Genomic DNA, 25,816 nt, shown 5'->3' with positions numbered 1-25,816 from the left:
CTGTTCAAGGTCGGAATATGCAAGGCAGCCCGCAAGAGCGCAAGGAAGTGAAACAGCCGGCCTTGTCCGCCGAGGCCATAGAGACTTGGCGCAGGAACATCAAGGCCAGCACCTTCTCGCTCTACCATCTGGAGATGGGACGGGCCTTGCGGCGCCAGAACGCGCTGCCGGAGGCCGCCGCCGCCCTGGCGCGGGCGGTGGACTGCTATCCCGAGGATCATGCCGCCCGCATCGAACTGTCGGACCTGCTGCGCGGGCAGGGGCGCCCGGACGATGCCGATGCTCTGGACAAGGAAGGGGTGCGCATCGACCCCGCCTATCGTGAGCATCAGGCCATCCATTGGGTGTCCTCCCTCTCCGATCCCACGCCCGAACAGGAAATCGCCCGGATCGAGGAGGCCGTACTGCGCTTCGCCGGCAGCGTCGACCTCGATCTGTGGAAGGCGGCAGCCCTTCTGGACATCGGACGCGACGAGGAGGCCCGGCGGCTCTATGCGCAGGCCGACCTCCAGCAGGTGCGGCAACCGGAGACCGTGGGCGAGCGGCAAAGCCGGACCGGCAGCCTTCTGTTCGGAAACACGGACCTGGAGCGCGCTCTGGCTCCCCTGAACGCCGCCGTGCGGCTCGTTCCGGATCTGCATGCATCATGGTACATGCTGAGTTCCGCGGAACTGGCGCGCGGACATTGGGCTGCGGCCGAGGCCGCTGCCCGCGAAACGGTGCGGTGCGCTCCGAAGAATGCCTATTTCTATCAACAGCTTGCCTTGGTTCAGCTGGGTCAGGGGGCTGTGGACAAGGCTACGGACAGCCTGAACCAGGCGTTGGCCGTGGCGCCCGGCCATTTCGACATCGTTCCACGCTTTGCTCTGGTTGAGGCTTCGCGCGGACAAGCAGACGCCGCCCTCGCGATCCTCAATCGCGCTCTGCGCGAGCGGCCAAACGATTTCTGGCTGACCGTCGACGAGGCCATTGTCTATGAAGCGGCCGGCCAGCACTCCACCGCGCTGAACGCCATTGGGCGACTGGTCGCGCCTTACGCGGCGATCCTGCCGAAGAGCCTGATCTGGCGGCCCTGGGCGGCTCCGGCCCTGGCCCGCCTGCTGGAAGCGATCGGCCACCCGGTTCCGAGCCACCTTCTGGCCTTCATGAAGATCTCGCCCTGATGCGAGGGTTAGCGCGGTCCGTTGTGCATGTCGCACCAGATCTGGGACACATCCAACTTGCTGTGCAGTCGATAGCCCTGCTCCTGCAGGAACCGGAAAACCGGGCTTTTGGCCGGGGCATCCAGGCGGAACCCCAGATCCTCCACGACGATGCAGCGGGGCCGGTAGCGATGGAAGTCATTCGACTGCAGCACATCCAGGTCGCAGCCTTCGGCATCGACGGACAGGATGTCGACCGCCGTCCCCGCGGGCAGATGGGCATCCAGGATGTCGTCCAAGCGCCGGGGTGTCAGCGTCAGGGTTTCGGCAACGCTGTAATGGGCAGGCAACTCCGCCGAACGGCCGGGTTTCGCACTGTTCAAGGCTGGTTCGTTGAACATGACGAAGGGGACCGGTTCCGTGCCTGTGCCGACCAGGCATTCCAGATTGACGTCCTGCGGCCGATGACGACGGAAGGGCTCCATGCTCCCGGGGGTGGCATCGATGTTGATCCCGCGCCAGCCCCGGAAATGGAAGATACAAGTGTTCGAGCCAAAAAAAGGATGATGTGCCCCTACATCGATATAAAATCCAGTCTCCTGATCCTGGAAGATCCTAAGAAGAAGACGATCCTCTCCCTCAAAGCTATAGCAAACCTCTGCGAATGGGCTGGTGAGTATTGAGATAAGCTGCTGACCGCTAAGCTTTGAGTAGTCGAGAGGCATGGAAGTGTCTCAACCCTTTGCTGACCCTAAGGCTTGCGAACAAGCACGGGTCTGTTGCCGTGGAATTCACATCTTCATAGGTATATACTCCCCGAAAGAGCGAATCAAGTGAATAGAAGGGGTCGCCCTATGATAGAAGAATACATGAGATCCACGATGCGTGCCAAAGACAGCATTGAGGAAAAGATATTCGTATATTCAGAAATATTCCAGGCCGAGAGGGGATTGTATAATCAATTACTAAGGGATATGAGTGTTCATCAGGAACCGAAGGACATGAGCCGGACTGACCATAATTCTTGCCCATGCTGTAAGTCTCTGCAAATATCATATTCTTTTTCTTTGCCATACTTCAAAGTCCATAAATTTAAATGGGGAACATCAGAAGAAAATTACCGCAGGATTGTAAAAAAGGAGCATCAAGGTGCGGTGTTTGATGTCGTTTCTTGCAGAGAGTGCAGAGCATTTTTCGTGAAGGAAACCTATAAAGATCTTGTCAGTTATGTTGAATCTCACCCGATCTACCGATCGGAAACCATTCGCCATTGGTTCGACCAATCTCACTTTTTGGTAACGGAAGACGTGTGCCGTCGCATTGCTGTGAACGAAACACTGTCGCCAGTCGAAGCGAGATATCGGCAGCACTTAAACCGTGTCACTCCCTTGCTGAAGCAAGAGAGCCGATTTATGGACGTCGGCGCCAATGTAGGAACTTTTGCCGCATTGCTGGCTGCACAGCGTCCTCATACGGTTGTTCATGCCTGCGAAACCAATCCGGCCTTCCTGGTTGAGGGACAAACCCGATACCCGCACCTCATCTGGGTGGACGAACCCTTAACGAATAGGGCCAAGCTGGAGCCGTTCGACGTTCTTTACGTCAGCCATGTCATCGAGCACATCTGGGATTTGGATGGCTTTGTCGAGGCTCTGCTGGCCCATCTGCGGCCCGACGGGTACTTGATGGTTGCCACTCCAGATGGCGACCACCCTTCGGCAAAGCGCGATGGGACGGACTGGTGGGCTTACATCGTCCCGCATCATTGCCAAGTGCTGACGCTCCTTTCCCTGGACCGGCTGATGGTGCGCCACGGATTGCAGCGCATCGACCATGCGACCGAGGGCGAGGAATTCTGGGCGCTTTACCAGCCGACCCCCAACACCGCCTCTTGACCAGGAGCATGCGCGTGGATCAAGCCGACCAGCTCGACCTTCTCCGTCTGCGAGAGGACCCAGCCACCTACGAGCAAGCAATTCTCCAGTTGCAGGAAGACGCCGCACAGGATTCAGCAGCCCGCTTCATTCTGGAAAGCTGCTATCTGGAGGCGGACCGCGCCGGCGCCTTCGCCCGCTTCCGCAAAAGCCGCGAGATGACAGCGATCCGGCGTCTGATGTCCATTCTCAACGTCGACCTGACGATGGGCGTGGTGGAGGTCGGCGGGGGGCCGGGCTTTCTCGCCGAAGCCCTGGCGAAAGACGGGGGTCTCAATGTTGCCCTGCTGGAACCGAATGGCGAGATGGTGACAGGGACGGGCCATCTGCGGGCGCATTGCCCCGACACCCTGACGCTCTGGAACGATCTGTCCGCTTGGCACGCGGACGTGGCCCGCTATGGTCTGCTGGTCACCCGGAACTGCATCCATCACTTCCCGAACATCTCGTTCGTCGCGGCGACATTGCGCCAGAAGCTGATCGACGGAGCCATCTGGTTCGCCGTTCGGGAGTGGTATGCCGATACGAGCCAGGAGCTTTACCAACAGCTGAAGACCCATCCGCTGTCTCAACGCTTCGGCTTATACGAGTGGCCCTTTCCGGCCCGTCACTATGTCGAAGCGATCGAGATCGCGGGTTTTGAACTGCTGGCCGTCGTGCCGGCGGGCTACGACGGCGATTGTCTGTGCAGCTACGCCGAAGCCCCACCCGATGCCGAGACATCTGCCCGCACACAGGCGTTCGACGCCCTCCTGGGGAGCTGTCCCCAGGAGACAGTCGACCGGTTCTGGTCCGCACAAGGATCCCGCGGAAAGCCGACCAAATGGTCTCCTTACCTGCGTCCCCAAGTCCTGGTGTTCCGGCGCCGGTCCATCTGAGCGTTCATCAGGCTCGCGACATCGGCGGTTAAGCCAAGGCCATCATGCGCTCCCACCGCTTCCAGGCCTCGACGATGATCGAGCTCAGACGGTAGGGAGCGCTGCCCCTCAAGTCGATGGTGAGACGTGTCTGGACATGCCGAAGATTGTTGTTTATTGCGAGATGAGTCAATCGGCCCTTAGATGGACAACCCCGTCGCGCTCCACCGCATTCAGGTCGGCGGCAAGAACCGTCCAGCCCGCGCGCCGGCACAGGTCCGACATCTCGGCGACGCTGTTGCGCGGCCACCACATCTCTTCGTCGGGCAGGGATTGGAAGGAGACCGGAACGCCTCCGCGCTCCCAGCCATAGCGGTCCAGCTTCTCCCAAGCCGCGTAATTCAGCACGGCCTGCGCACCCGGCTTCATCTTGGGGTTCACACGGCGCAGGATGTGCTCGATGTCCCCCTGCGCCCAATGGCAGATTACGCCCCAGGTGAAGAAGAAATCGAAACTGCCGTCGGACACGCTGGTGAATTCATTGTCCTGCACCTGATGGTGGATCAGCCGGCCATTATAGGACGGGATGTCGATCCAGCGGCCGATGTCCTGGAAATCGACGGTGTGCAGCCGTCCCTCCGGCAGATGCTCCAGCAGGGCGCGGGTCCAGGATCCCCCGCCCGGCCCCAGTTCGAGGACGGTCATGTCGGGACGCAACAGCGGCGCCACGATGTCGAGAAAGACGCGGCGGTACGAACCGCCGATCATCGCCTCTTCTTTCAGCCTGTGAGGATCCGGAGGGTCGGCCAGCACGTTTCCGCTGCTGTAGCCGTAGTCGAATTCCTGTCTCATCCATTCCAGACTGGGCATTCTTCCGTTTCCTTTACCGGGACTTTTCGCGGAACTGTGCGGCGAGGTCTTCGAGCATGGCCATCCGCTCCTCCGCATCCGCCCGCTGGCCGATCTTCGCCATGATGTCCTGCATCAGGTTGTGCAGCATGGCGTGCTCGCGGATGGTCAGCGTCTGCGGCGAGGTGAAGGGCCAGGACTCGAAGGTCGCAGGCTGTCCGATCCCAAGAAACCAGGCCGTGCGCTCGTCGATCCCGCCGAGCATGGACGCGTCCAGATACATGCGCTCGGCATCTTCCGGGTTCTTGTTCACCTGGAAGAACAGGGAGGTGCGGGACATCCCCCGCGCCGTGATCGGACGGGCGCGATGGACGCCGTAGGTGTTGTAGATGATGACGCTGCCACGCGGAACGGCGAAGCTGACGATGTCCTTGGCGTGGTTCTTCTCGACATACTCGTCCGTCAGGTCGGAAGACGCGATGTCCATGCTCCAGCGATGGGAACCCCGGATGAACTGGAACTCGCCGCCATTCGGCTCCGTCAGGTAGTAGATGAAGATCAGGCCGGCCATGTCCTGCTTGGTGGACTTCAAGTTCTTGTTGTCGGTGTGCCATTGCATCCGGTGGCCGGCCCGCGTCGTATAGATGCGCTTGGAACCGATGCGATGGCCGTCGCCCAGAAGCATGTCGCAAAGAGCAATATTCCGCTCATCGGTCACCAGATCGAATGCCGTGCGGGAAGCGGCAAGATACTGGTTGAAGTAGGTCTGAAGGCCATTCACGACGGGCGTCAGCCTGTTGCTGTTTATCTGCAGTTCGAGCGGCCCGATCTCGTCGAAAATCCTGTCGATCGCCTCCGGCGTCAACGCTCCTTCGCATGAGAAATAGCCATCGGTTTCAATGGCCGCCGCGATTTCTTCCGCGGTGGTATTTTTGAATTGCGTTGAAAACATTTGATGACCAATCAGGCAGTGGCGATGACGGACGAACGTAACATACTTCAGCGAAGCCGATTAATGACAAAATGCCTCATGTTTTATAAGGACAGGAGCCTGAATTAAGAATTTAATAAGAAACTCCGCGTTCATGTCGGAAGCGTTTTCTTGGGAAACCGGCGGCCTGTTCATGCCGACGCCTTTGCGCCATACATCCCGTGATGCGGTGACCCGCGGGAGGCGGTCACGGCATATGCATGCCTCTCCCCGCAGCGGCTGGAATGATCTCGGTGATCCGGCTGTTCGAGCGCAGCGTCTTCAGATAGCTCTCCCGGTCGGGCAGCGGGTGATCCCGGCGGATCGTCTCCATGGCCCGCAAATCCTCGCTTCCTGCGATCTTGCGCCATTGCTTCAGCAGGGGGTCGTACATCCGCACGATCCTGGCCGGCGATCCGGCGACGACGCTGAAGGGTGGAACCGTGTCCAGCACGACGCTGTTGGCAGCCACCACGCTGCCGCGCCCGACCGTGATGCCGCCGATGACGGTGGCATTGATCCCCATCCAGCAATTCTCCTCGACCGTCAGCTTGCCGTGGCTCAGCAGTCCCTGCTCCACCACCGGCAGGTCGAGCCGCTCATAGGCATGGTCGACATCCGCCAGATAGACGCGCGGAGCGAACAGGCAGAAGCTTCCGATCTCGAGCCGCTCCGCCGTCGACAGGACGGAATGGCGGCCGACACAGACCTTCTCTCCGATCACGAGGCGCGGCTGGCCGTCCCGCACGCAGACATTCAGCCAGCAATCGTCGCCGACAAGGCTGCCGGCGCCGATCCGCATGCTGTCCATCCCGATCAGCTGTACGTTGATGCCGAAGGTCACCTCCGGATAACGGCCGGCCAGGATGTCGTCGCTTTCCAGCCCTTGGGGCTTCCGGTCCGCAGTCATGAATGCTCCAGGACAATACGCTCGAACCATTCCGCCCGCGCGGCCATGGAGTGGTCCTTAAGAACCCGTGCCTGCCCCCGGGACGCCATCGCCTCCAGCCCGACCCGGTCGGCCAGCAGGGCTTCGATCCGCTCCGGCAAATCCTCGCCCCTGTCGTAGGCGGCCACCTCCAGACCGGGCGCCAGCAAGGACGCCAGTTCCGGGTCCGCTTCGGTCAGCAGCAGCGTTCCGCATCCGGCGGTCTCCAGGATGCGCATGTTCATGGCGGCCCCGGTGATGTCGATATGGATGTTCAGCCCGATGCGCCCGCTTCGGGTCGCCTGGTAGAGAGCCGTTCCCCAGGCCGGCGGACGGCTGATCCGGGCGATCGCCGGCGGCAGGTCCGATCCGCTGTGGTTTCCCAGATGGAAGGCCGCCGTGTAGCGGCCCTGCTCCGCCCCGCGCGCTACGGCTTCCAGCAGCGCAAGGCGCGCCGAGTGCTCCGGCGTGACGTTCCCGACGAACACGACGTCGACCTCCGGATTGCGGGGCGACAGGCGGGGAAGGATCCAGTCCGGGAAGCCGGGGCGATACAGTGCAGTGGACCTGGCTCCCAGTTCGCAAGCCCGCTTCCGGCAGACCGGGTCGGCGGACAGCATCAGGTCGAACCCGGTCCAGTCCGTGCCATCGGGAATGTTCGCCTGCCGCCAGCCGAGAACGAGGCGGGGGCGCCGCTTCAGCGCCGCGACGAAACCGGCGTCCAGCGTAATGGGGTCCAGCAGGTAAAGGACGTCCGGATCGAAGCGGTTCACCTGCTCGACGCACAGGGCGATCGCCTCCGCTGCGCCGGAGGGAGGGAAAAGCCCGTTCTCCCGCGCCCATCGAGCCTGGCCGCTGACCCAGTTGGCGACGATCAACTCGGCCTCGTGCCCGCGCGCCGCCAGATGCGGCGCGATCAGATGGCCGGCCCCGAAGGAATCGTCGAGCAGGCAGCCCAGCTGCTCCGCATAGGAGCGCTCCTGCAGGTGGGGGCGGACGCGGTGGAACTCGCGCAGATAGGTTTCGTAGTAGGTCGCGATTTGCAGGATGCGCATGGAAGGAACCAGTTCAGGACGCGCAGAACGGGGCCGTCACCGGGCGTCCCTCGATGAACAGCATATACCAGAGAACGAGATTGATCCGGGTCCAGCTTTCCAGCGCATCCTTCCAATCGCTCATGCTCCAATTTCGAGCACTGCACTTTGCCATGATGCGATCTCGCTCCGCCGGTCCGTCCCACCAGGGAGCCTCCATCCACAAGGGATGTGCCATCACCTGCCGGTACAGCTCCCCCAGACCCGAATTCAGCCATTCGGCCAGCGGGCTGTTGAACCCGATCTTCTGGCGCCGCAGCCGGATTGTGTCCGGCATGAACCCGGCCATGGCGTCCCGCAGAATGCGCTTGGTGTACCCCTTGCCCAGCTTAGCCTGCGGCGGCAACGCCATGGTGAAAGTGATCAGGCGCCAGTCCATGAAGGGCATCCGCACCTCCACCCCGTGGGCCATGGAACAACGGTCGTAATTGCGCAGGATCGACGGCAGAAGGGTATGGTGAACGTCGTCATAGAGCTTGTCGTTGAGCCCACACAGAGGCTGGTCGAAGTACCAGGGATAGCCGCACAGCACCTCGTCGCCGCCGTGCCCGTCCACGGAAACGGTCACGCCGAACCGCCGCATGGCTTGGTAATTCGCCCAGATCGGCACATTCAGGCCACCATAGACCTCATCGACCGCCCAGACGCTGTCCAGCACATGGTCGAGTGCGGCCGCGGGGTCGAAATTCCAGTGATGCGCCTGGAAGCCGGCATGCCGGACGACCGTATCGGCATGGGGCGTCTCGTCGTTCACCGCATTGGGGAAGGAAGCGATGAAGGCCCTGGGCGGGGTTCCGGCCTCACGCTCCACCGCGGCCTCGTGACGGCGATGCCACGCCATGGTGCCGGCGATGGCGCTTGAATCCATGCCCCCGCTCAGGCTGAGGCCGACCGGCACGTCGCTGCGCAGCCGCAGCCGCACAGCGTCCAGGAACAGGGAGCGGAATGCCTCGACCTGCTCCTCGTAGCGATCCGGCACCTGGGGAAGATGGTCGCGGGTTTCCCACCAGCGGGACAGGTCGAGCCGTCCGTCCGCCGTCACCACCAGCCGGCAGCCGCCCTGCAGCTTGCGCACCCCCGCCATCAGCGTCCTGTCGCTCGAGCCTTCGAAGGCATAAGGGTTTTCGAGCGTCAGCCCCGCCATGTCCCGGTCGAAGCGGCGCTCCATTCCCGCCAGGGCCAGGAACGCCTTCAGTTCGGAGGCGAAGGCCACGCGGCCGGGCAGCACGGCGTAATAGAGCGGCTTGATGCCGAACCGGTCGCGGGCCAGGAACAGCCGCCGCTCCACCGTATCCCAGATGGCCAAGGCCCACATGCCGTTGAAGCGCAGCAGGGCGTCCTCGCCCCACTGGGCATAGGCGGCGCCGACCACCTCGGTGTCGGTCTCGGTCCGGAAGGTCCAGCCGAACGCCTCCAGTTCCGCCCGCAGTTCAATGAAGTTGAAAACTTCACCGTTATACGTGATCCAGTACCGGCGCCCGTCGGCACCGCCGAACGGCAGCGGGTTGGTGCCATCGGCACTCAGATCGAGAATGGACAGCCGGCGATGCCCGAGACCGACAGAGGAGGAGATAAACGTTCCCCGGCCATCGGGGCCACGGTGGGCGAGGGCATCCGTAAAGCGGTCGAACTCAACCGGATCGATTGGATCGACCGGCGAAACGATCCCGACGATTCCGCACATTCCGTCAGCCCCGCCGCCGCGGAGAACGCCTGAACATCTTCCGATCGCTCTTCATTCCTACTCCGACAGGACCGCGCCGATGAAAATCAAGGTGTTCCAGGCCCCCGCAGCCGAAAGCGGTAACCTATCATACCCGGCTTTGCCAGCAGAACGGAATGACCGAGCGTCCGGATGGCTCCCTCCGCTGGCCGCCACCCTGGCCGCCTTGCGGGAACTGGGGCATGGCGTCCGGAGGGATGAAATCGCCGAAGACCGGGATTCCGCCTGCGACCTGCTGTTCGTGGAGGATGCGGCGAGGCTGGACGTCCTCCCGGCCGATCGCCGCGGGGCGCGCCTGCTGGCCGGCTATGCCGAGCATCTGCCGGACGACGTGACCCTGCTCGGCGGTTTCGACCTGATCCTGTCTCCCGACCCCGCCGTCCGTGCCGCGGCGACAGCCGCCGGGGCGGGCAGGGCGGAGGCCTGGTTCCCGGGCGCCGCCCCCTATACGCCCGCCCGACCGGCCGCGCCGGCGCTGGACGTCGTCTTCGCCGGGCGGATCGGCAAGGGAACGGCGGTCCGCAGCAAGAGGCTCGTCGAACTCGCCAAGGCGCCTCTCGGCCTGCGCGGGGAGTTCACCATCGGCTATGCGCTGACCGCCCCGCCGCCGCCCGATCTCGCCGCCGGCATCGCCATGCACCTGGAGGATGCCGACCCGATGGATCTGCTGGCGCGCAGCCGCATCGCCATCCATTGCCGGGAGGATTCCGACCCCGCCGGCCCGACGCGGGACATGCTGGCCGCCCTTGCGGCCGGCGCCATGCTTCTGATCGACCAGGGGGATTGGCTGCGGGGCGTGCTGGAGCCCGGAACCGAGGTGGCGACCTATTTCGGCGCGCAAGGACTGATCGACGCAGTCTACCGCCATCTGGCGGACGAGGAAGGGCGGAGGGCCATCGCGGAGGCCGGGCGAAAGGCCCTGGTCCGGCGGCTTTCGCCGGGCGCGCGGGCGGCGGCGCTGGACGGACTCCTGCGGCGTCTATGAACGGGCGCGGGAGGGGCGCCCGTTCTATTGGGTGGCTTCGCCGGGCGTTGTTGGTAGAATGGCGCCATGGGGGTAGGCGCGCTCCCGAATTCAGGACGACGAGGACATCCAATTGCAGAGCGACGCAGCGAAGGCCAACCCGAGCACGGCGTTCCCGGGCACCGGAGCCGGGGATGGCGCCGGCGGGCCGTCCTGGTACCCGCCCCTGCTGATCTCGGCCGATGACCTGGGGGCGCGTTTCCTGGAGCCGGCGTTGCGGGACGAGGCGCTCGCCCTGATGGAGCGGATCACGCCCGACCCCTACACGGACTATGTATCCGCCTTCATGCGCGAGGGAGCCCGCCGCTTCGGCCCCGGCTGGCGCTATGCGGACATCATCACGGTGCTTCTGGGGCTGTCCGATGTCCTGAAGCCGCGCTCCTACCTGGAGATCGGCGTGCGCAGGGGGCGCAGCCTGTGCGCCGTCGCCTCGCGCGCGCCCTCCTGCCATCTGTTCGGCTTCGACATGTGGCAGGCCGGCTATGCCGGCATCGAGAATCCGGGACCGGACTTCGTCCGCGGCGAGCTGGAGCGCGTCGGTCACCAGGGACCGCTGACCTTCGTGAACGGTGACTCGCACAAGACCCTGCCGGAATTCTTCGCCAGGAATCCGGAACAGCGTTTCGACCTGATCACCGTGGACGGCGACCACAGCGCCGAGGGAGCCCGGCAGGATTTGCTGGATGTGCTGCCTTATCTGGCCGTCGGCGGCGCCGTCGTATTCGACGACATCGACCATCCGACCCACCCCGAGCTTCTGGATGTCTGGAACCGGACGGTGGCCGACAACCCCTGTTTCTCGAGCTGGAGCTTCCGCGGCCTCGGTTACGGCGTCAGTTTCGCCCTGCGCCGCTTCTGAGGCCCCGGACCATGCAGTCCGGTATCGCATGGGTCACGGGGGTCGGGGGCTTTCTCGGCACCGCCGTCGCCGAGGCGCTGGTTTCCCGGGGGTGGCGGGTGGTCGCGTTCGGGCATCGGGCGGCATCGCCCTCCCTGGCCGGGCTCACGACGGGAACCGGCTGCCTGGCCGATGCCGTGGCGGGGGACATCACGGAGGGCGTCGTGATCGATGCGGTCCGCCGCCATGGCCGCCCGGCCCTGGTGGTCCATGCCGCCGGCGGAAGCCATGTCGGGCGCGCCGAACAGGAGCCGGAGCTGGACTTCAGGCGCACGGTCCAGACCACCGGCGAACTCGTGCATGCGCTCGGCCGTGCGGGGCTGAGCGACACTCACGTTGTCTATCCTTCCAGCGCCGCACTTTACGGCCGACAGCCGGCCGGGCCGATCCCCACCGACACGCCGCCCGCCCCGGTCAGCCAATATGGCTGGCACAAGCTTCTGGCCGAGACGGTCTGCCGCCAGGGGGCGGAGCGGTACGGCATCCGCTTCAGCGTGATCCGCTTCTTCTCGCTCTACGGCGCCGGACTGCGCAAGCAGCTGTTCTGGGAATTGGGCAACCGCCTTCTGCAAGGCGCCACAAGGCTCGAACTGGCGGGAACGGGCGACGAGACGCGGGATTTCCTGTCGGTGTCCGATGCGGTCGCCCTGATCCTTGCCCTGCATGACCGGCAATGCGCGGGCTTGAGCATCGTCAATGGCGGAAGCGGAACCCCGACATCCATCGCCACGGCCATCGCCACTCTGCAGGCCGCGCTGGGAACGGAGGTTCCGGTCGTCTTCACGGGCGAGGTCAGAAGCCATGATCCCCGCCATCAATGCGCCGCCCTGCCGGTCCTGGACTGGATGCCCTCCACAACCCTGGACCGGGGGCTGACGGCCTACGCGACTTGGCTGAAAGGCCTGGCTGCAGGCCCATCCCCGGCCGCATGCCTGCAAGTGGGAGGCTGAACATGCCGCAGTCACGACCGATGCTGGTCATTCCCTTCTATGCCGGGTTCAGCTATTGGCTCGGCGGCCTCAACTATGTCCGGGCCGTCATCGCTCTGCTGTCGGACCTGCCGGAGGACGAGCGGCCCGAACTGGTGGTGTTCGACGACCTGGGCGGAGACTGGCCGCGGGAGGTGATGGCGCAGTGGGAACGGGCCGGCGTGGCGGCGGCCATCGGTCCCGGCGGCGTCATCGTCCACAGCCGGGACGCGGCGACCGCCGCCGCCCTGAGCGCGATCCCACCCGAACAGCGGCGCCGGACGCTGGCGCAGCGGGCGGATGCCATCTATCCGATGATGATCGGCAGCGGTTATACCCTCACCGAAAAGCACTGGCTCTGGCTGCCCGATTTCCAGCACAAGCACCTGCCCGAGTTCTTCACCCCGGAAGAGGTGGCGAGCCGGGACCGCGGCTTCGCCGAAGCCGCGGCGCGGCGCGGGCCGCTGATGCTGAGCAGCCGCGCAGCCCTGGACGATTTCCTGCGCTTCTATCCTGACCATGCCGCGCAGCCCCGGGTCTGGCCCTTCCGCAGCCTGGTGCGGCCGCAGTCCGAAGGCTTGCTGGCCGAGGTCCGTGCCCGTCATGCGCTGCCGTCCCGCTTCCTGTTCATCCCCAACCAGTTCTGGACACACAAGGACCATGGCACGGCCTTCCGCGCCCTGGCCCTTCTGCGGGCGCGGGGAATGGACATCGACCTCGTCTGCACCGGCAACGCCAAGGACCACCGGGCGTCGGGATATTACGACCGCCTGTTCGCGGAAGCCGGAAGCCTGGGGATCGGCGACCGCATCCGCCATCTGGGCGTGGTTCCGCACGAGGAGGTCATGGCGCTGACGCAGATGGCGACCTGCATCGTCCAGCCGTCCCGCTTCGAAGGCTGGAGCACCGTCGTGGAGGATGCCCTGGCGCTGGGATGCCCGATCGTCGCCTCCGACCTGGCGGTCCACCGGGAACAGCTGCCTTCGGCCAGCCCCCTTTTCCGCACCGGAGATCCGGCCGATCTGGCCGCCGTGCTGGCGGCGGTCCTGCCGACCCTGCCCGACCATCCGGACCGGCACGCCGTACAGGCGGCATCCGGCGCCTATGAGGCTCTCCGCCGGGCGGCGGCACGCGCCTTCCTGGACTTCATGCAGGATGCCGCTTCGCCTGCCACCGTCGCTTGAGGGCCGACATGCGCATCGCGATCTACAATCCGTTCGGTTCCCAATCGCCCACCGCGGAGAAGGAGATCACCGAGCGGATCCGCCTGGCCGCCGCGGCGCGGGGGTGGTCCGCCATCGCCGTGCATACGTCCGGGGAGGTGGAGGAGGCCGCTCCCGACGTGGTCCTCAACCTTCATCCCCAACAAAGGCCGAAGCTGACCCTGCATCCCTGGCTGGCCTGCTTCTGGAACCCGGTCTCCTTCTACGAAGGACATCCCGCGTCAGAACGGCACGAGATGAGCCATGACGGCTTTCTGGTCTCCGGCCCCAGGCTGGAGCGCTATCTGCGCGACATCTTCTTCGAAACGCCGCGCATGCCGCCCGTTGCGCCGTTCCATTGCAGCAGTTCCGGCGCACGGCTTCATCCGCCGGCGCTCCATTCCGGCAGCCGGCTGTTCTATGTCGGCTCCAACTGGGACCGCGCCCGCTACCGCGGCACCTTCGGGGCGCTTGCCGCCAAGGGTCTGATCGCGGTGCATGGCCCGGCGGAGCGCTGGGACCATCTGGGTGCGGCCTATGCCGGGGCGCTGCCCTTCAACGGCCGCTCTGTCATCGATGCCGCGGCGGCCGAAGGGCTCGGCCTCTGCCTTCACATGCCGGGACATTGCGCCTGGGCGGTGCCGAACATGCGGGTGTTCGAACTGGCGGCGGCCGGCTGCCTGGCCGTCGCCGACCGCCACCCGTTCCTGGCGGAGGCGTTCGGCGACACCCTTCTCTACGTGGATACGGGGAACGGGGAGGAGGAACTCGCCGACCGGATCGCGGAGGCGGTCGCCTTCGCCCGCGGCAACCCCGCCCGGGGCCGCGAGATGGCGGCGGCGGCGCAGGAGATTTTCCGGACGCGCTTCAGCCTGGATGTGCTGCTGGACGGCATTCCCGCGATCCTTTCGGCGCTTGAGACGGCCGCTGGAACGCCGGCCGAAACACACCCCCCGTCCGGCGGCAGGCACCTCGACGCTGATGCCGCGGGAGTGGCCGAGGGAGTTGAGGTCATCCTGTCCGCCCCCTCCGGCCGGGAAGAGGCGGTGGCCAGGACGCTTGCCGGCATATCCGCCCAAACGCACGGGGCGCTGTCGCTGACCATCCTGGGGCCGGCGGCGCCGGCGCGGATCGACGCCACCCGTTTCCGCCGCATCCGCCGCCTGCCGGGGGAGCCGGACGGAGCGGCCCTGGCCGAGGCCCTGGCAGGCTTGTCGGAAGACTGGTTCGCCATGCCGGAGCCCGGATGCCTGTGGGATCGCCGGCACCTCTCGACGCTCCTGGCGACCGCCCGCCGCAGCGGCGCCTCTCTCATCCTGGCCGGCGCTCTGGCCGGGCGCCGGACACCGGAGCCGGAAGCGGCAGGGTTGAGCCAGGGGGAAATGCGCCTCCTGCGCTGCCTCGCTCCGGCCGTCCGATGGAAGCGGAGCGCCGAAGAGGAAGCCGCCCCCGGCGCGCTGCTGGCCCACCGCGGCCTTCTGCAGGAGGAGGATCTTCGGGACCCGGGGCTGACCCTGCTCGCCGCGGAGTTTGTGGCAAAGCGGCTGTGCCGAAGGGCGAGGATCGCGCCGTCCTTCCAGGTGACGGCGTGCCTTCCTCCCAAGCCGGAAACCGAGGAATGGGAGCGGCTCGGCCGTCTGACCCGCCTTGCCCCGCCGGAGACGGAAGGCATGCCGGAAAGGCTTCTGCCCGCCACCGGCCTTTCCGACCTGAACCCGGCGATGGCCGAACGGCTGCCCCGGCTGGAAACGCCGGCCGATTTCCGCAAGCTGCCGCAGGACAAGCCCATTTACATCTACGGGGCGTCACGTGGCGGCCGGCTGGTTCACCTGGAACTGCTGAAGTGGGAGGAGTTGACGCTGCGGGGGTTCCTGGACAGCAACCGCAGCGGCGAGGCATGGGGCCTGCCGCTCCACCGTCCGCAGGATCTGGAACCGGCTCTCCTGCGGCATGCGGTGGTCCTGATCGCCAGCCAGTTCGTCTCGGAAATCCTGCGGTCGCTGAGCGGCATCCCCGATCTCGACATACGCAACGCCTATCCCTACATCGCGTCGCATTGAACCGGCCGGATGCCGCAGGCGCCGCTACGGCTCCTTGGGCCAGACCTGCAAGTCGATATAGGTTCGGATGTAGGGGAAAGCATCGCGCCGGTCACGGAAGCCGTAGCCTTCGGCGACCGCGTCGATCTCGCTCACATGCTGGCTTGCGATCACCAGAACGGATTGCGCCCGATGCTCCGCCGGAACGTCCGCCGGCCGCAGTAACGGATGGCCGAGGAAGTCCCCGGATCGGACGCTGTCGAGAACAGCGGCGATGCGCAGGTGGGGGAATTTTTCCAGTTCCCGAACCACCAGCTGTCCACCCCGGCCGGCGCCATACACGAACAGGGGACGGTGGGACGGCAGGGCGGCGAAGTCGGCCGCCGCCGCCAGTTTCGGCAGCCGTGTCTTGCCGAGCTCTCCCCAGACCGGGACATCCTCGTCATGGTCCGCCGCCGCATGGGACTGGCGGCGGCGGACCCGCGGGTCCAGCCGCTCCCGGTCCGCCAGACGTTGCAGGGATACGTCGCGATGCCGCTGATCGAAGGCGGTGTTGTCGGTGCGGTCCGCGCGCCAATAGAACTCCGCGGTCGGCCGCCAGGACGGACGGAAGTCCGTGACCCGTCCGAACCGCCGCAGCAGATAGGCGTCTTCGCTGATCGCCAGCAGGGGGTCGGGACCGGCCTCCGCCCGCAATTCGCTGCGGGCAAGAAAGCTGTTCGATGCCAGCAGCCAGCGTCCGGTATAGAGGCGGTCCATCTGCGGCGGGTCCAGGTAATACAGGCTGCGCCGTTCCAGGCCGGTTTCCGCCCCGTCATCCGGCTCCTCCGGGGAGGCTTCCAGGACCCGGATCGCACCCGAATAGGCAAGGGCTTCGCGCCCTCTCCTCAGCAGGGGAAGCAGGCTGGCCACATGGTCGGGGTGCAGCCGGTCGTCGTCGTCCAGGATGCCGAAGACGGGAGCCTGGACGTTCTCCAGCCCGGCCCACAGGCAGGTGCTGCGCAGGGCTCCCGGGGCGGTGTCGATGATGTCCAGCCGTGCCAGCGATGGACGCAGATCCTGCAGGACGCCGTCGAGACCGGCAACTGGCCCGTGCCTGACGAGGATCACGCCGATCCGGCCGGCGGACTGGGCGGCCAGGGACTCCAGGGCTCGCCTGACGAAAGCGGCCCGCCGTCCGCCGATCCGCATGATGTAGTCGACGCGTTCGTTCTCCGGCATGCCGCCTGCCGGGACGATCCTCCCGGCCAACTCCGCCAGTCCCTGGAGGATCGCCGCCCCATCATCGGACGGCGCCACCGCAACAGCCGCAGTCTTGTCGGTCGGAGAAAGCAGATCGGACAGGAAGATCCCGGTTTCCGGCCGGGCGACCAGCCAGCCGTCGCAGGACAGGACCTTCTTGAGGAGGCTCCAATCCTGCCGCAGCCCGGCCGGTTCCGTTTCCAGAAAGGCGATTGTCGGATGTTGGGTCAGCTTGCCGGGACAGGGGGACGCGGCGATCGCGAGATCGGGATCGGCCGCACAGACCTCGTCCGTCGTCCGGCAAAGGACGACCTCGCCTCCGGCCGCGGCGAGGGCACGGGCCAGGGTCCGGGCCAGATCCCGACTGGAGCCTTGAGGGTCGAGAAGCGCGAGACGCATCATGGAATCAACCAGGTCGGGCTGGACCTATCCCACCGCCAGCACCGGATAGCCTTCCGGCAGATCGACCACCCGCGGCTCCGGCATCGGCCCCAGCTCCGCCACCATCGCCCCCCAGGACCAGCCCACGCCGAAGCCGGCCATCAGCGTCTTCACCGGCCCGGCCGCCAGCTGTGTCCCCATGCTGTGGCAGATCGCCAGCGGGATGGAGGCGGAGCTGGTGTTGCCGAAGCCCTGCATGTCGATGACGAACCTGTCGGCCGGCGCCTTGATGCGCTTGCGCAGATGCTCCAGCATGAAGGCGTTGGCCTGGTGCAGGACGAAGCGGTCGATGCCCTCGACGTCGGTGCCGGCATGCTCCATCGCCTCGCGCAAGAGCGGCGGCACGGCACGCAGGGTGAAGGAGAACACCTCCGCCCCGTTCAGGGTCAGGCGGGAGTCGCGCTCCAGCTGGGCGGCGGCTTCCTCGCCGGCGATCCGGCCGGCGGTGCCGACCGGCGGGATCAGGCTGTGGCGCTTGCCGCCGGCCTTGACGAAGATGTGCGGCGCGCCGGCGCCGTCGGTGCCGATCACCACCGGAATCGGCGGGGCCGCGGCGTCGACCTCCAGCGCCGTCGCCGATCCGGCATCGCCGAACAAGGGCAGGGTGGCGCGGTCTTCGGGGTGCAGGTGGCGGGTCGGGTTGTCGCCGCACAGCACCAGCGCCCGTTTGGCCGAGGATCCGCCCAGCAGCTTCGCCGCGATCCACAGGCCGTAGACATAGCCCGAGCAGCCCAGCGGCACGTCGAAGGCCGCGGCACTGGTCGGCAGCCCGAGCCGGTGCTGCATGATGCAGGCGGTCGCCGGCAGCACATAGTCGGCGTCCTGGGAGACGAAGACCAGCACCTCCACCGTCGCCGGGTCCCAGTCCAGCTGCTGCATCAGCCCTTCCGCCGCGGCGATACAGAGGTCCGACGCGCAATAGGGTGGCGGCAGCACGCGGCGTTCCTGGACGCCGATGGTGGCGGCCAGCTTCTTCGCCTCCTCCACCGTGAACATGCCGGGATCCTCGACGAAGGAATGGCGCTGGGGCGGCACCACCGCGCGCAGGCCGGCGATCCGGATGCCGTCGATGATGGCTTTCATTCTGTCCTGTCCTTCGCGTGTTCAAGGGCCCGGCGGGGGCGCTTGTCTGGGTTGGTGTCCGGCACCATGGCCCGCACCATAGCGCACAGTGACGCCGGATTGGTTTCCGGAAGATTGATTGCGGCACACGGTCCTATGGTCACCGCTCCGGATCCTTCGCGGGAGGCTCCGGGATGGCAGGCTCCGGGATCAGGCCGACGGTCAGCCCGAAGGGCCGGGACAGCCGTTCCAGCGTCGCCACCGTCGGGTTGGCGGCCCCGGTCTCCAGCTGCGAGACCTGCCGGGTGGTGAGGCCGAAGCTCCGCCCGAACTCCGCCTGGGTCATGCCGAAGCAGCGGCGCATGGCCCGCACCCCCTCGGCCCATGCCAGTTCGCCTCCCTCCGCCGCCCGCAGCAGGGCATGGCGCGCCTCCAGCAGCGCCTCGCGGCTGGACGGCCTACGGCGCGGCATCGGCCCGGCCTTTTCCAAAACCGCTTGCCGGCAGGGCCGCGAGTGCGGCGGCAAGCTCGCCGCAGGCGGCGAAGGCGCGGGCGATCACCGGTTCCGGCACTCCATGGGCGCGCGCCGTCTCCGGCAGGGCGGCGACCGCATCGGCCTTCGCCGACAGCGCCCCGGCCAGCCGCCGGCCCAACCCGTCGTCCCCGGTGACGGCGGTGACGGCCTCGCAAATCCGCTCGAACCGGATGGGGAAGCCGCCACCGCGCAGGCACTCCCAGCGGGTCGACGGCGCGATGACCCCCGGGTCCAGCACCATCGGCGCGAAGTCGAAGCGCGGGGTCAGGCCGATCCAGCCGTCAGGACGCTTCTGCAGGGCGGTGTTGCGGCCATGATTGTCGGTGTCGCCCATGGCTCGGTTCAGCAGGTCGCGCAGCACATACTCGACGATCTCCCCGGCCGGCTCGGTGCAGACGGCGTGGAGCACGGCGATATAGGCCTCATGCGTTGCCTGGTGGCCGAAGGCGGCGACCCCGGCCGCGGACACCAAGCTTTCCTGGCCCAACCGCGTCACGCCCTCCGCCGACACGGCGCGGTCGAAGCGGGGGATCGCCAACGTATCGCCGCGGTGGATCAACGGCCGGCCGACCCGCAGGCCGAAGCCGCGGGCGATCTCCAGATAGGGCGCCTCGCAGGCGAGAATCAGGCGGTCCTCCGGTCCCTTCGCCCGCGACATTTTGACGATGATGTGGTCGCGGGCCTCGTCATCCCCGACCACGGAGTCGGGATACCACAGCCCGTCGTCCTTGCGCGTCAGCAGCAGCTTCGGCCATTCGCCCTGGACGCCGCTCGACCCCGAAGCGATCAGGGCGAAGCGGCCAGCCATGTCCTGGAAAGCGGGGGAGCGGTCGAAGACCTCGTCCAGCGTCACGCCAGCCACCGTTTCACCGCCCAGACGCTCCCGCTCGGCCTCAAAAGCCTGCTTGACGCGGACATTGCCGATGGGGCTTCCCGCCCCGCGCAGCAGGAGCGGAAAGGCGAAGCCTTCGTCATCGGGACCGAACCCCATCTCGGCCGCCAGACGGCGGCGGGCATGGCCCTGGGGCAGCAGGTCGAGCAGGAAGGGCGGCCAATGGTCCCGGCGATGCGCCGCCATATCGACGCGGTCGCGCACCGACACCGCCCGCCAGTCAGCCACCGGCCGGCCTTCGGCAAACTCCGCATTGCCGAAGGCGATGAAATAGAAAGGGTCGTATTCAAGCCGGGTGGGCGAGCGGATGCCAGCCTGGACATCACTGACCGCCAAGTCGGCGGCATCGTGCCAGACACCGTGATGATGGAGCTGAACGATCAGGCTTGCACTGTCGCCCATGGCCGCTTGCTTCACAGAAACATTCCATTTCTATGGAGCATATATGCGAGCCGGCTACAATAAGATACCATTGCAATGGGGTGTTTCCCAATGTGCTGACAGCGGCGACGCCGTTGCTGCCAATTGGGAAACGGGCGTGGCGCCCCGCACCAAAAGGCCGCAGTCCCGGACGCGCTGATGTCGGCCGGCCGTCGTGCTATGGTCCGCGTCCCGATACGCCACCAACCTGGATTTCCCTGCCATGACCGCCTGCACCCCGGCCGCCTACAACCCCATGGACCTGACCGGCCGCCGCATCCTGGTGACCGGGGCGTCGGCCGGGATCGGCCGGGCGACGGCGGTGGTGCTGGCGAAGCTCGGCGCAAGGCTGGTGCTGAACGGCCGCGACGAGGAACGGCTGGCCCAAACCGCCGATAAACTCGAGGGGGAAGACCACGCCATCGCCCCCTTCGACCTGTCGGATCTCGAGGCCGTGCCGGGCTGGATGAAGGGGCTGTGCGCCGACGATTCGCCCTTCGACGGCATCGCGCACTGCGCCGGCATCCAGACCCTGCGGCCGATCCGCATCTTCTCCGCCGCCTTCTTCGACGAGGTGATGCGGGCCAACCTGGGCAGCGCGCTCGCGCTCGCCCGTGGGCTGCGGCAGAAGGGCTGCCATGCCGACCGGGCGGCGATGGCGCTGATCTCCTCCACCGCGGCGACGGCGGCCTCGCCGGGCAACGTCGTCTATGCCGCCAGCAAGGGCGGCATCATCGCCGCCACCAAGGGGCTGGCGGTGGAGCTGCTGAGCGACGGCATCCGCGTCAACTGCGTGGTTCCCTCCATCGTCGAGACCGAGCTGATCGAGCGCGGCAAGCAGAAGCTGACCGCCGAACAGTACGAGCATCTGCGCACGCTGCAGCCGCTGGGCTTCGGCCATCCCGACGACATCGCCCACATGATCGCCTATCTGCTCGCCGACACCAGCCGCTGGATGACCGGGTCCATCGTCACGGTGGACGGCGGCCGCACCGCCTGAGGTCCGCCATGCGCCATCCCAATCGGACGGGCCAATCGGACGGGATCGGGAGCCCTGGCATGAGCGGCTCCCTGACCTTCATCGAGCCGACGGAGGAGCACGCCCAGCTGCTACTCGACTGGCGCACCCGCCCCGACATCGCCGGCCAGATGCTGAGCCGCGTGCCCTACGACGTGGAGCGGCAGAAGGCGTGGCTGCGGCGCAGCAAAGAGCGCGACGACTATGTCCACCGCATCCTCTGCGTCGACGGCGTGCCGGCCGGCCATGTCTCCATCACCGTGACCGAGCCGGAGTGGCGGATCGCCACCTTCGGCGTGCTGATGGGCGAGCGGGCGGGGCGGATGGGGGCGGCCCCGCTGAACTTCGCCTATATGCTGAACCACGTCTTCTTCGCCATGGGGCTGCGCAAGGTGGTGAACCACATCCTGGGCACCAACAGCCCCCGCCTGCTGAAGGGCCAGCCGATGATCGGCTACCGCCCGGTCGGCGTGCTGAGGCGCCAGGTGGTGAAGGACGGGCAGGAGATCGACCTGCACATCTTCGAGATGCTGGCCGAGGACTGGCTGACGGTGCGCGAGCGCTTCCGCATCTACCAGGACATGGACGGGCGGGAGTGGCGGTGAGGAGCCTCATCACAGACTCTGTTCAAAGCCGCACGCCAAGCGACGAAGCCGGGAACGCTCGGTGGCCGACGGCGTTCAATGTCAGCATGGCGACGGTCTCGCGGCATTGGTCGGCCAGAAGCGTTGAGTGGCCGGCCTGATCTTTTGCCGAGCCGAGACCTGTGCGGCCGTGCTTGCGCATCATAGTCGACCACCTCGAGCGCACGCTGGTCGGCTTGGACTGGCTCCAAGCCCGGGACCGACGGTGCCGTGGCCCCCCTTCGCCAGCGCTCGGATCACTCGGTGAATGACTGCTTCATTCCAGAGAGCTGCCGTTCGGCAAAGCTTCTGGACAGAGCCTGCGATGAAATCCCGAGGAATGTCCGTCCGCCGCGGTTCCATCGACGTCGATGGCGTCAGATTGGGCTGCACCGAGCAGCGCCAGTCTGCTGTGTTCGTGAAACAAGTGTGCCAGAAGGGCTTTTGTTTATTGCTTAGCGTGCATAAAAGTTGCTGGCAGAATAATTAAGAGAATGTATAGAATACATGGATATGTTGGACAGTGATTTCCGTTTATGTCACAAAGAAATGAAAGGATATTCACTCCTGCGAAGACATGGGGATCCTACAATGAAGCGTCTACATAGTCTAAGCATAACTGCGACGTTGTTGATGCTATTTGGCGGCGGCGTCGCATTTCCAGTGCTGGTTGTTAGCATGGATACCGTGTCATCGTTGCGCACGCTGTCGAGCAGCCGAAGCGTTCAAACCGTGGCCGAGGCGTCGCGGACCATCTTCTCGGCGATGCAGGCGATCCGTTCCGAGCGTGGTGGAGTGCGGCGCTTGCTGTTGCAGCCACCGGGGTCAGAACCGCTGATGGTGGCGAAACTGGCGGGCCTGCGGCAGTCCTCGACCGTCGCCGCCGAGGCCGTCGCCACCGTCTGTGGTGCGGTGGAGTGCGCCTCCGGCCTGGGCACGACCGAAGTGCGCAACGCTATTGCCCGGCTCGATTCGTTGCGCAACGAGGTGGACGCGGCATTGAAGCTCGCCGTCGCCCAACGCCGCAAGGATTTGGTCGACGAGTGGATGGGCGGTTCGACGGAAGCCATTGACCTGCTCGCCCAATCGTCGACGACCCTCTTGGAACCGATGCGCGCGCTCGACCCCCTGTTCTCCGAACTGATCGGCGTGAAGGACGCGGCCGTGGCGGCCCGTGAAGCGGCAACACCGCTGCGTGTGCTGTTCGACGGCGCGATGCTCCAGAAGAAAGTCTCCGCGGAGGACGGCTCCCGGATGGCTCTTGTCCGTGGCCAGTTCGATGCGGCGTGGCGCGTGGTGCGCGAGGCGGCTCAGCGCCCCACGACTCCTGACGCCGTCAAGGCGGCGATTGCCGCGGCCGAGCGCAGCTACGTATCCGATTATCTGAAAGTCCGGGAGACGGTCCTGGCCGCGGCTACCGCCGGCCAGGAGCCGCCGATGCGCCTGGAGGATGTGAACGAGCTGGCCGACCGTTCGATGAGCGGTCTCGATGCCGTGGCCAACGCCACACTCGATGCCATCGCCATTCGCGCGGCGCAGCATCAGAGCGAGGAGATCACGGCACTGGCGATCAATGGGACGTTGCTGGTGCTGGCCCTGGCGCTCGGTATCGCCGGTACACTCATTGTCCGCCGCCGGGTTGCCGTCCCCATTCATGAGATTTCCAAGGCAATGCTGCAGGTCGCCGATGGTGACCTCTCCGGCGAAGTTCCGTATCGCGGCCGTGGCGATGAGATCGGCAGGCTTGCCGGCGCGCTCCTCGTCTTCAAGGAGCATGCCCAGGAGCGCGATCGTCTGGAAACCGCGCAGGCCGATGAGCGTCGGGCCAAGGAGCGTCGGGCTGGAATGGTGGAGACACTCGTGCACAGCTTCGACAGGACAGTGTCCGGCATTCTGCACACCGTATCGACCTCCGCCGGGGCGCTGGAGTCCACGGCCCAGGCCATGACGAACACCGCGACCTACACCAACCGGCAGGCTGCCGCAACCGCAGCCGCGGCCGAACAAGCGTCCAGCAACGTGCAGACCGTCGCCACCGCAACGGAGGAACTGACCGCCTCGATTGCCGAAATCAGCGGACAGGTGTCGCGCTCCACCGCCATCGCCGATCAGGCGGTCGCAGAGGCGCAACAGACGACCGAGCATGTCAACGGTTTGGTCGAACAGGCGCACCGCATCGGCGAGATCGTTCAGATGATCAACGGCATTGCCACCCAGACCAACCTGCTGGCGCTGAACGCCACGATCGAGGCAGCGAGAGCCGGCGAAATGGGCAAGGGCTTTGCCGTGGTGGCAAGCGAGGTGAAGAACCTCGCCACCCAGACCGCCAAGGCGACGGAGGAGATCGCCGCTCAGATCGCTTCGATGCAGACGGCAACCAGCAACGCCGCGGCATCGATCACTGGCATCGGGCAGACCATCGCGACGATGAGTGAAATCGCCACCACCATTGCCGCCGCCATCGAGGAGCAGGGTGCCGCGACCAGCGAGATCTCCCGGAATGTCCAGCAGGCGGCGGTCGGCACCCAAGCGGTGACGAAGAACATTGCCGACGTCAGCCACGCCGCCACCGAGACCGGTTCCGCCGCCGGCGACGTGCTCGATGCGGCCGGCCAACTGTCGCATGAGGCTGACCGGTTGCGCGGAGAGGTGGAACAGTTCCTGACCGCCATCCGTGCGGCATGATCCTGATACCAGAGGCGATCATGTGAACGCACGCGGATCATCGGCCAGGCCGCACGCGACTTGGCCGGTGGCTTCCTGAAGATGGCTTCCTGGAGAAGATCGTCACCGCAAGAGCAGGCCTCAGCCCCCCACCATCCCCCGCCACACCGCGTGGAACTGCTGGATGCGCTCCTCGTTCAGGCCGAGCAGGGCGGGGCGCTCCGTCTGCCTGCAGCCGCGGAAGGCCAGCTCCGACGCCTCCTGGTCCTCGCGCAGCAGGGCGACGTTGAGGTCGCGCGCCCCCTCCTCGATCAGGCGGCGGGCGGCGGGGCCGCCCTTTCCAGCATCTCCCCCAGGGGCGCCGTCCGGGTCGGCCAGGAACAGGCGGAGATTCAGCGCGCAGCGGTCGGGACCGAGCGGATCATAGGTCTGGACGCTCATCACTGCGCCGCGGGTGAAGCCGATCTCCAGGTTGGGGAAGATGTGCAGGTGGTCGTACTCGCGCAGAAGCGGACTGGGGCGAAAGCCCAGCCGCTCCGACACGCCGTCCCACCAGCGGGCACTCTTGTCCGACACGCCGGTCACGCCGCGGGAATGGGCGCCGTCATAGTCGCAGCGCCAGTCGCCCTTCACCAGCTTACGGAAGGTCGTCGGGTGGGTGAGGTCGGCGTGGTAGACCTCCAGCACGCTCTCCACCCCCATCTTCCAGTTGGCCGCCCACTCCATCGACCGCTCGTCGAAGGAACGGACGAAGATTTCCGAGGCATGGCGCAGCACGTCGGCATAGACGCCGAGCCACTCGCCGAGGTCCAATCCCTCCGCCGCCACCCGCAGGAAGACGAAGCGCCCGCACACCCCGACCGCCACCGGCATCAGGGCACGGCCGCAGCGGCCCTCGCGGTCGAGACCGAAATTCGCCTCGTTGCCGGGAATGCCGTAGGGCACGCCGTCGCGGTCGAAGGTCCAGCCGTGATAGCCGCAGCGCAGCATGCCGTTGCCGCGCGGCGCCCGGTGGATCATGGCGAAGCGGTGGGTGCAGACGTTGCGGAATCCCCGCAGTTCCCCGTCGAAATTCTGCACCAGCACGTCCAGCCCGCCGATCCGGCGGGTCAGATAGTCGTTGGGCCGGGCAAGCTCGTCGGTGAAGCCGGCGAAGACCCAGGATTGGCGGAAGACCCGCTCCTCCTCCGCCCGGAAGATCTCCGGGTCGTGGTAGGCGGCAGGGGCGATGCCGGGGACGGCCTTGGCGGCGATGAAGGGGAGGGGGCGTTCCATGGGGAGGAAGGGTAGC

General features: G+C 66.1%; 23 protein-coding genes. 11 read left to right on the top strand and 12 right to left on the bottom strand.

Features of this window, described 5'->3' with window-relative positions:
- Nucleotides 1-17: 17 nt before the first annotated feature.
- Nucleotides 18-1,163, top strand: a complete 1,146-nt coding sequence (locus B9N97_RS07660) for a tetratricopeptide repeat protein (RefSeq protein ID WP_085085008.1) — start codon at nucleotides 18-20, stop codon at nucleotides 1,161-1,163.
- Between the two features lie 8 nt (nucleotides 1,164-1,171).
- On the opposite strand, the gene B9N97_RS07655 is transcribed toward B9N97_RS07660, so the two are convergent.
- Nucleotides 1,172-1,867: an FkbM family methyltransferase gene (locus B9N97_RS07655; protein ID WP_085085006.1), complete on the bottom strand. Its 696-nt coding sequence runs from the start codon at nucleotides 1,865-1,867 to the stop codon at nucleotides 1,172-1,174.
- Nucleotides 1,868-2,023: 156 nt separating this feature from the next.
- On the opposite strand from B9N97_RS07655, the gene B9N97_RS07650 reads away from it, so the two are divergent.
- Together B9N97_RS07650 and B9N97_RS07645 are read left to right on the top strand one after the other, a co-directional pair.
- A complete protein-coding gene (locus B9N97_RS07650; protein ID WP_167393234.1) occupies nucleotides 2,024-3,037 on the top strand; it encodes a class I SAM-dependent methyltransferase in 1,014 nt (337 codons plus the stop codon).
- Between the two features lie 14 nt (nucleotides 3,038-3,051).
- Entirely contained in the window at nucleotides 3,052-3,954 is a 903-nt protein-coding gene (locus tag B9N97_RS07645) for a methyltransferase domain-containing protein (RefSeq protein WP_143266496.1), read from the top strand.
- 168 nt (nucleotides 3,955-4,122) lie between these two features.
- Here the strand turns inward: B9N97_RS07645 and B9N97_RS07640 are convergent, their stop codons facing one another.
- The 5 genes from B9N97_RS07640 to asnB form a co-directional block, all read right to left on the bottom strand.
- Complete coding sequence (locus tag B9N97_RS07640) at nucleotides 4,123-4,803, bottom strand: class I SAM-dependent methyltransferase (protein ID WP_085085000.1); 681 nt, start codon at nucleotides 4,801-4,803, stop codon at nucleotides 4,123-4,125.
- Nucleotides 4,804-4,816: 13 nt separating this feature from the next.
- Nucleotides 4,817-5,734: a phytanoyl-CoA dioxygenase family protein gene (locus B9N97_RS07635; protein ID WP_085084998.1), complete on the bottom strand. Its 918-nt coding sequence runs from the start codon at nucleotides 5,732-5,734 to the stop codon at nucleotides 4,817-4,819.
- Between the two features lie 226 nt (nucleotides 5,735-5,960).
- Nucleotides 5,961-6,662: an acyltransferase gene (locus tag B9N97_RS07630; RefSeq protein WP_085084996.1), complete on the bottom strand. Its 702-nt coding sequence runs from the start codon at nucleotides 6,660-6,662 to the stop codon at nucleotides 5,961-5,963.
- The gene (locus B9N97_RS07625; RefSeq protein ID WP_085084994.1) at nucleotides 6,659-7,735 is read right to left on the bottom strand and encodes a glycosyltransferase family protein; all 1,077 of its coding nucleotides are present in this window, start codon (nucleotides 7,733-7,735) and stop codon (nucleotides 6,659-6,661) included. Before B9N97_RS07625 ends, B9N97_RS07630 begins: the two co-directional genes overlap by 4 nt.
- 13 nt (nucleotides 7,736-7,748) lie before the next feature.
- Nucleotides 7,749-9,458 carry an asparagine synthase (glutamine-hydrolyzing) gene (asnB, locus tag B9N97_RS07620; protein ID WP_085084992.1) on the bottom strand — a complete coding sequence of 570 codons (1,710 nt, stop codon included), beginning with the start codon at nucleotides 9,456-9,458 and terminating at the stop codon, nucleotides 7,749-7,751.
- Between the two features lie 79 nt (nucleotides 9,459-9,537).
- Here asnB and B9N97_RS07615 point away from each other — a divergent pair, with 79 nt between their 5' ends.
- The 5 genes from B9N97_RS07615 (at nucleotide 9,538) to B9N97_RS07595 (ending at nucleotide 15,649) form a co-directional block, all read left to right on the top strand.
- Entirely contained in the window at nucleotides 9,538-10,482 is a 945-nt protein-coding gene (locus tag B9N97_RS07615; RefSeq protein WP_085084990.1) for a glycosyltransferase family protein, read from the top strand.
- Between the two features lie 112 nt (nucleotides 10,483-10,594).
- Nucleotides 10,595-11,380 carry a class I SAM-dependent methyltransferase gene (locus B9N97_RS07610; protein ID WP_208621175.1) on the top strand — a complete coding sequence of 262 codons (786 nt, stop codon included), beginning with the start codon at nucleotides 10,595-10,597 and terminating at the stop codon, nucleotides 11,378-11,380.
- An 11-nt stretch (nucleotides 11,381-11,391) separates the two neighbouring features.
- A complete protein-coding gene (locus B9N97_RS07605) occupies nucleotides 11,392-12,369 on the top strand; it encodes an NAD-dependent epimerase/dehydratase family protein (protein ID WP_085084988.1) in 978 nt (325 codons plus the stop codon).
- A gap of 2 nt (nucleotides 12,370-12,371) precedes the next feature.
- Nucleotides 12,372-13,571 (top strand): glycosyltransferase, encoded by a 1,200-nt coding sequence (locus tag B9N97_RS07600; RefSeq protein ID WP_167393232.1) that lies wholly within the window; start codon nucleotides 12,372-12,374, stop codon nucleotides 13,569-13,571.
- An 8-nt stretch (nucleotides 13,572-13,579) separates the two neighbouring features.
- Complete coding sequence (locus B9N97_RS07595) at nucleotides 13,580-15,649, top strand: glycosyltransferase family protein (RefSeq protein WP_085084984.1); 2,070 nt, start codon at nucleotides 13,580-13,582, stop codon at nucleotides 15,647-15,649.
- Nucleotides 15,650-15,673: 24 nt separating this feature from the next.
- On the opposite strand, the gene B9N97_RS07590 is transcribed toward B9N97_RS07595, so the two are convergent.
- From B9N97_RS07590 to B9N97_RS07575, 4 genes are all read right to left on the bottom strand, one after another.
- The gene (locus tag B9N97_RS07590; RefSeq protein ID WP_085084982.1) at nucleotides 15,674-17,272 is read right to left on the bottom strand and encodes a glycosyltransferase family A protein; all 1,599 of its coding nucleotides are present in this window, start codon (nucleotides 17,270-17,272) and stop codon (nucleotides 15,674-15,676) included.
- Nucleotides 17,273-17,296: 24 nt separating this feature from the next.
- Nucleotides 17,297-18,394 carry a 3-oxoacyl-ACP synthase III family protein gene (locus B9N97_RS07585; protein ID WP_085084980.1) on the bottom strand — a complete coding sequence of 366 codons (1,098 nt, stop codon included), beginning with the start codon at nucleotides 18,392-18,394 and terminating at the stop codon, nucleotides 17,297-17,299.
- Nucleotides 18,395-18,533: 139 nt separating this feature from the next.
- Nucleotides 18,534-18,845 carry a helix-turn-helix transcriptional regulator gene (locus B9N97_RS07580; RefSeq protein WP_085084978.1) on the bottom strand — a complete coding sequence of 104 codons (312 nt, stop codon included), beginning with the start codon at nucleotides 18,843-18,845 and terminating at the stop codon, nucleotides 18,534-18,536.
- Nucleotides 18,832-20,202 (bottom strand): type II toxin-antitoxin system HipA family toxin, encoded by a 1,371-nt coding sequence (locus B9N97_RS07575; RefSeq protein ID WP_085084976.1) that lies wholly within the window; start codon nucleotides 20,200-20,202, stop codon nucleotides 18,832-18,834. The genes B9N97_RS07580 and B9N97_RS07575 overlap by 14 nt, the downstream gene beginning before the upstream one ends.
- Nucleotides 20,203-20,443: 241 nt before the next feature.
- On the opposite strand from B9N97_RS07575, the gene B9N97_RS07570 reads away from it, so the two are divergent.
- Nucleotides 20,444-21,220, top strand: a complete 777-nt coding sequence (locus tag B9N97_RS07570; RefSeq protein WP_085084974.1) for an SDR family NAD(P)-dependent oxidoreductase — start codon at nucleotides 20,444-20,446, stop codon at nucleotides 21,218-21,220.
- A gap of 59 nt (nucleotides 21,221-21,279) precedes the next feature.
- A complete protein-coding gene (locus tag B9N97_RS07565) occupies nucleotides 21,280-21,843 on the top strand; it encodes a GNAT family N-acetyltransferase (protein WP_085084972.1) in 564 nt (187 codons plus the stop codon).
- 22 nt (nucleotides 21,844-21,865) lie between these two features.
- On the opposite strand, the gene B9N97_RS35540 is transcribed toward B9N97_RS07565, so the two are convergent.
- Nucleotides 21,866-22,027: a hypothetical protein gene (locus tag B9N97_RS35540; RefSeq protein ID WP_167393231.1), complete on the bottom strand. Its 162-nt coding sequence runs from the start codon at nucleotides 22,025-22,027 to the stop codon at nucleotides 21,866-21,868.
- A 512-nt stretch (nucleotides 22,028-22,539) separates the two neighbouring features.
- On the opposite strand from B9N97_RS35540, the gene B9N97_RS34795 reads away from it, so the two are divergent.
- Nucleotides 22,540-24,546, top strand: coding sequence for a methyl-accepting chemotaxis protein (locus tag B9N97_RS34795; protein ID WP_244560603.1), 2,007 nt, complete (start codon nucleotides 22,540-22,542; stop codon nucleotides 24,544-24,546).
- 120 nt (nucleotides 24,547-24,666) lie between these two features.
- On the opposite strand, the gene B9N97_RS07555 is transcribed toward B9N97_RS34795, so the two are convergent.
- Nucleotides 24,667-25,800: an aromatic ring-hydroxylating oxygenase subunit alpha gene (locus tag B9N97_RS07555; RefSeq protein ID WP_085084970.1), complete on the bottom strand. Its 1,134-nt coding sequence runs from the start codon at nucleotides 25,798-25,800 to the stop codon at nucleotides 24,667-24,669.
- Nucleotides 25,801-25,816 lie beyond the last annotated feature (16 nt).

It is taken from the genome of Azospirillum oryzae, from assembly GCF_900177515.1.
Taxonomy (GTDB): domain Bacteria; phylum Pseudomonadota; class Alphaproteobacteria; order Azospirillales; family Azospirillaceae; genus Azospirillum; species Azospirillum oryzae_A.
This window is presented reverse-complemented; position numbering and strand designations above follow the sequence as displayed.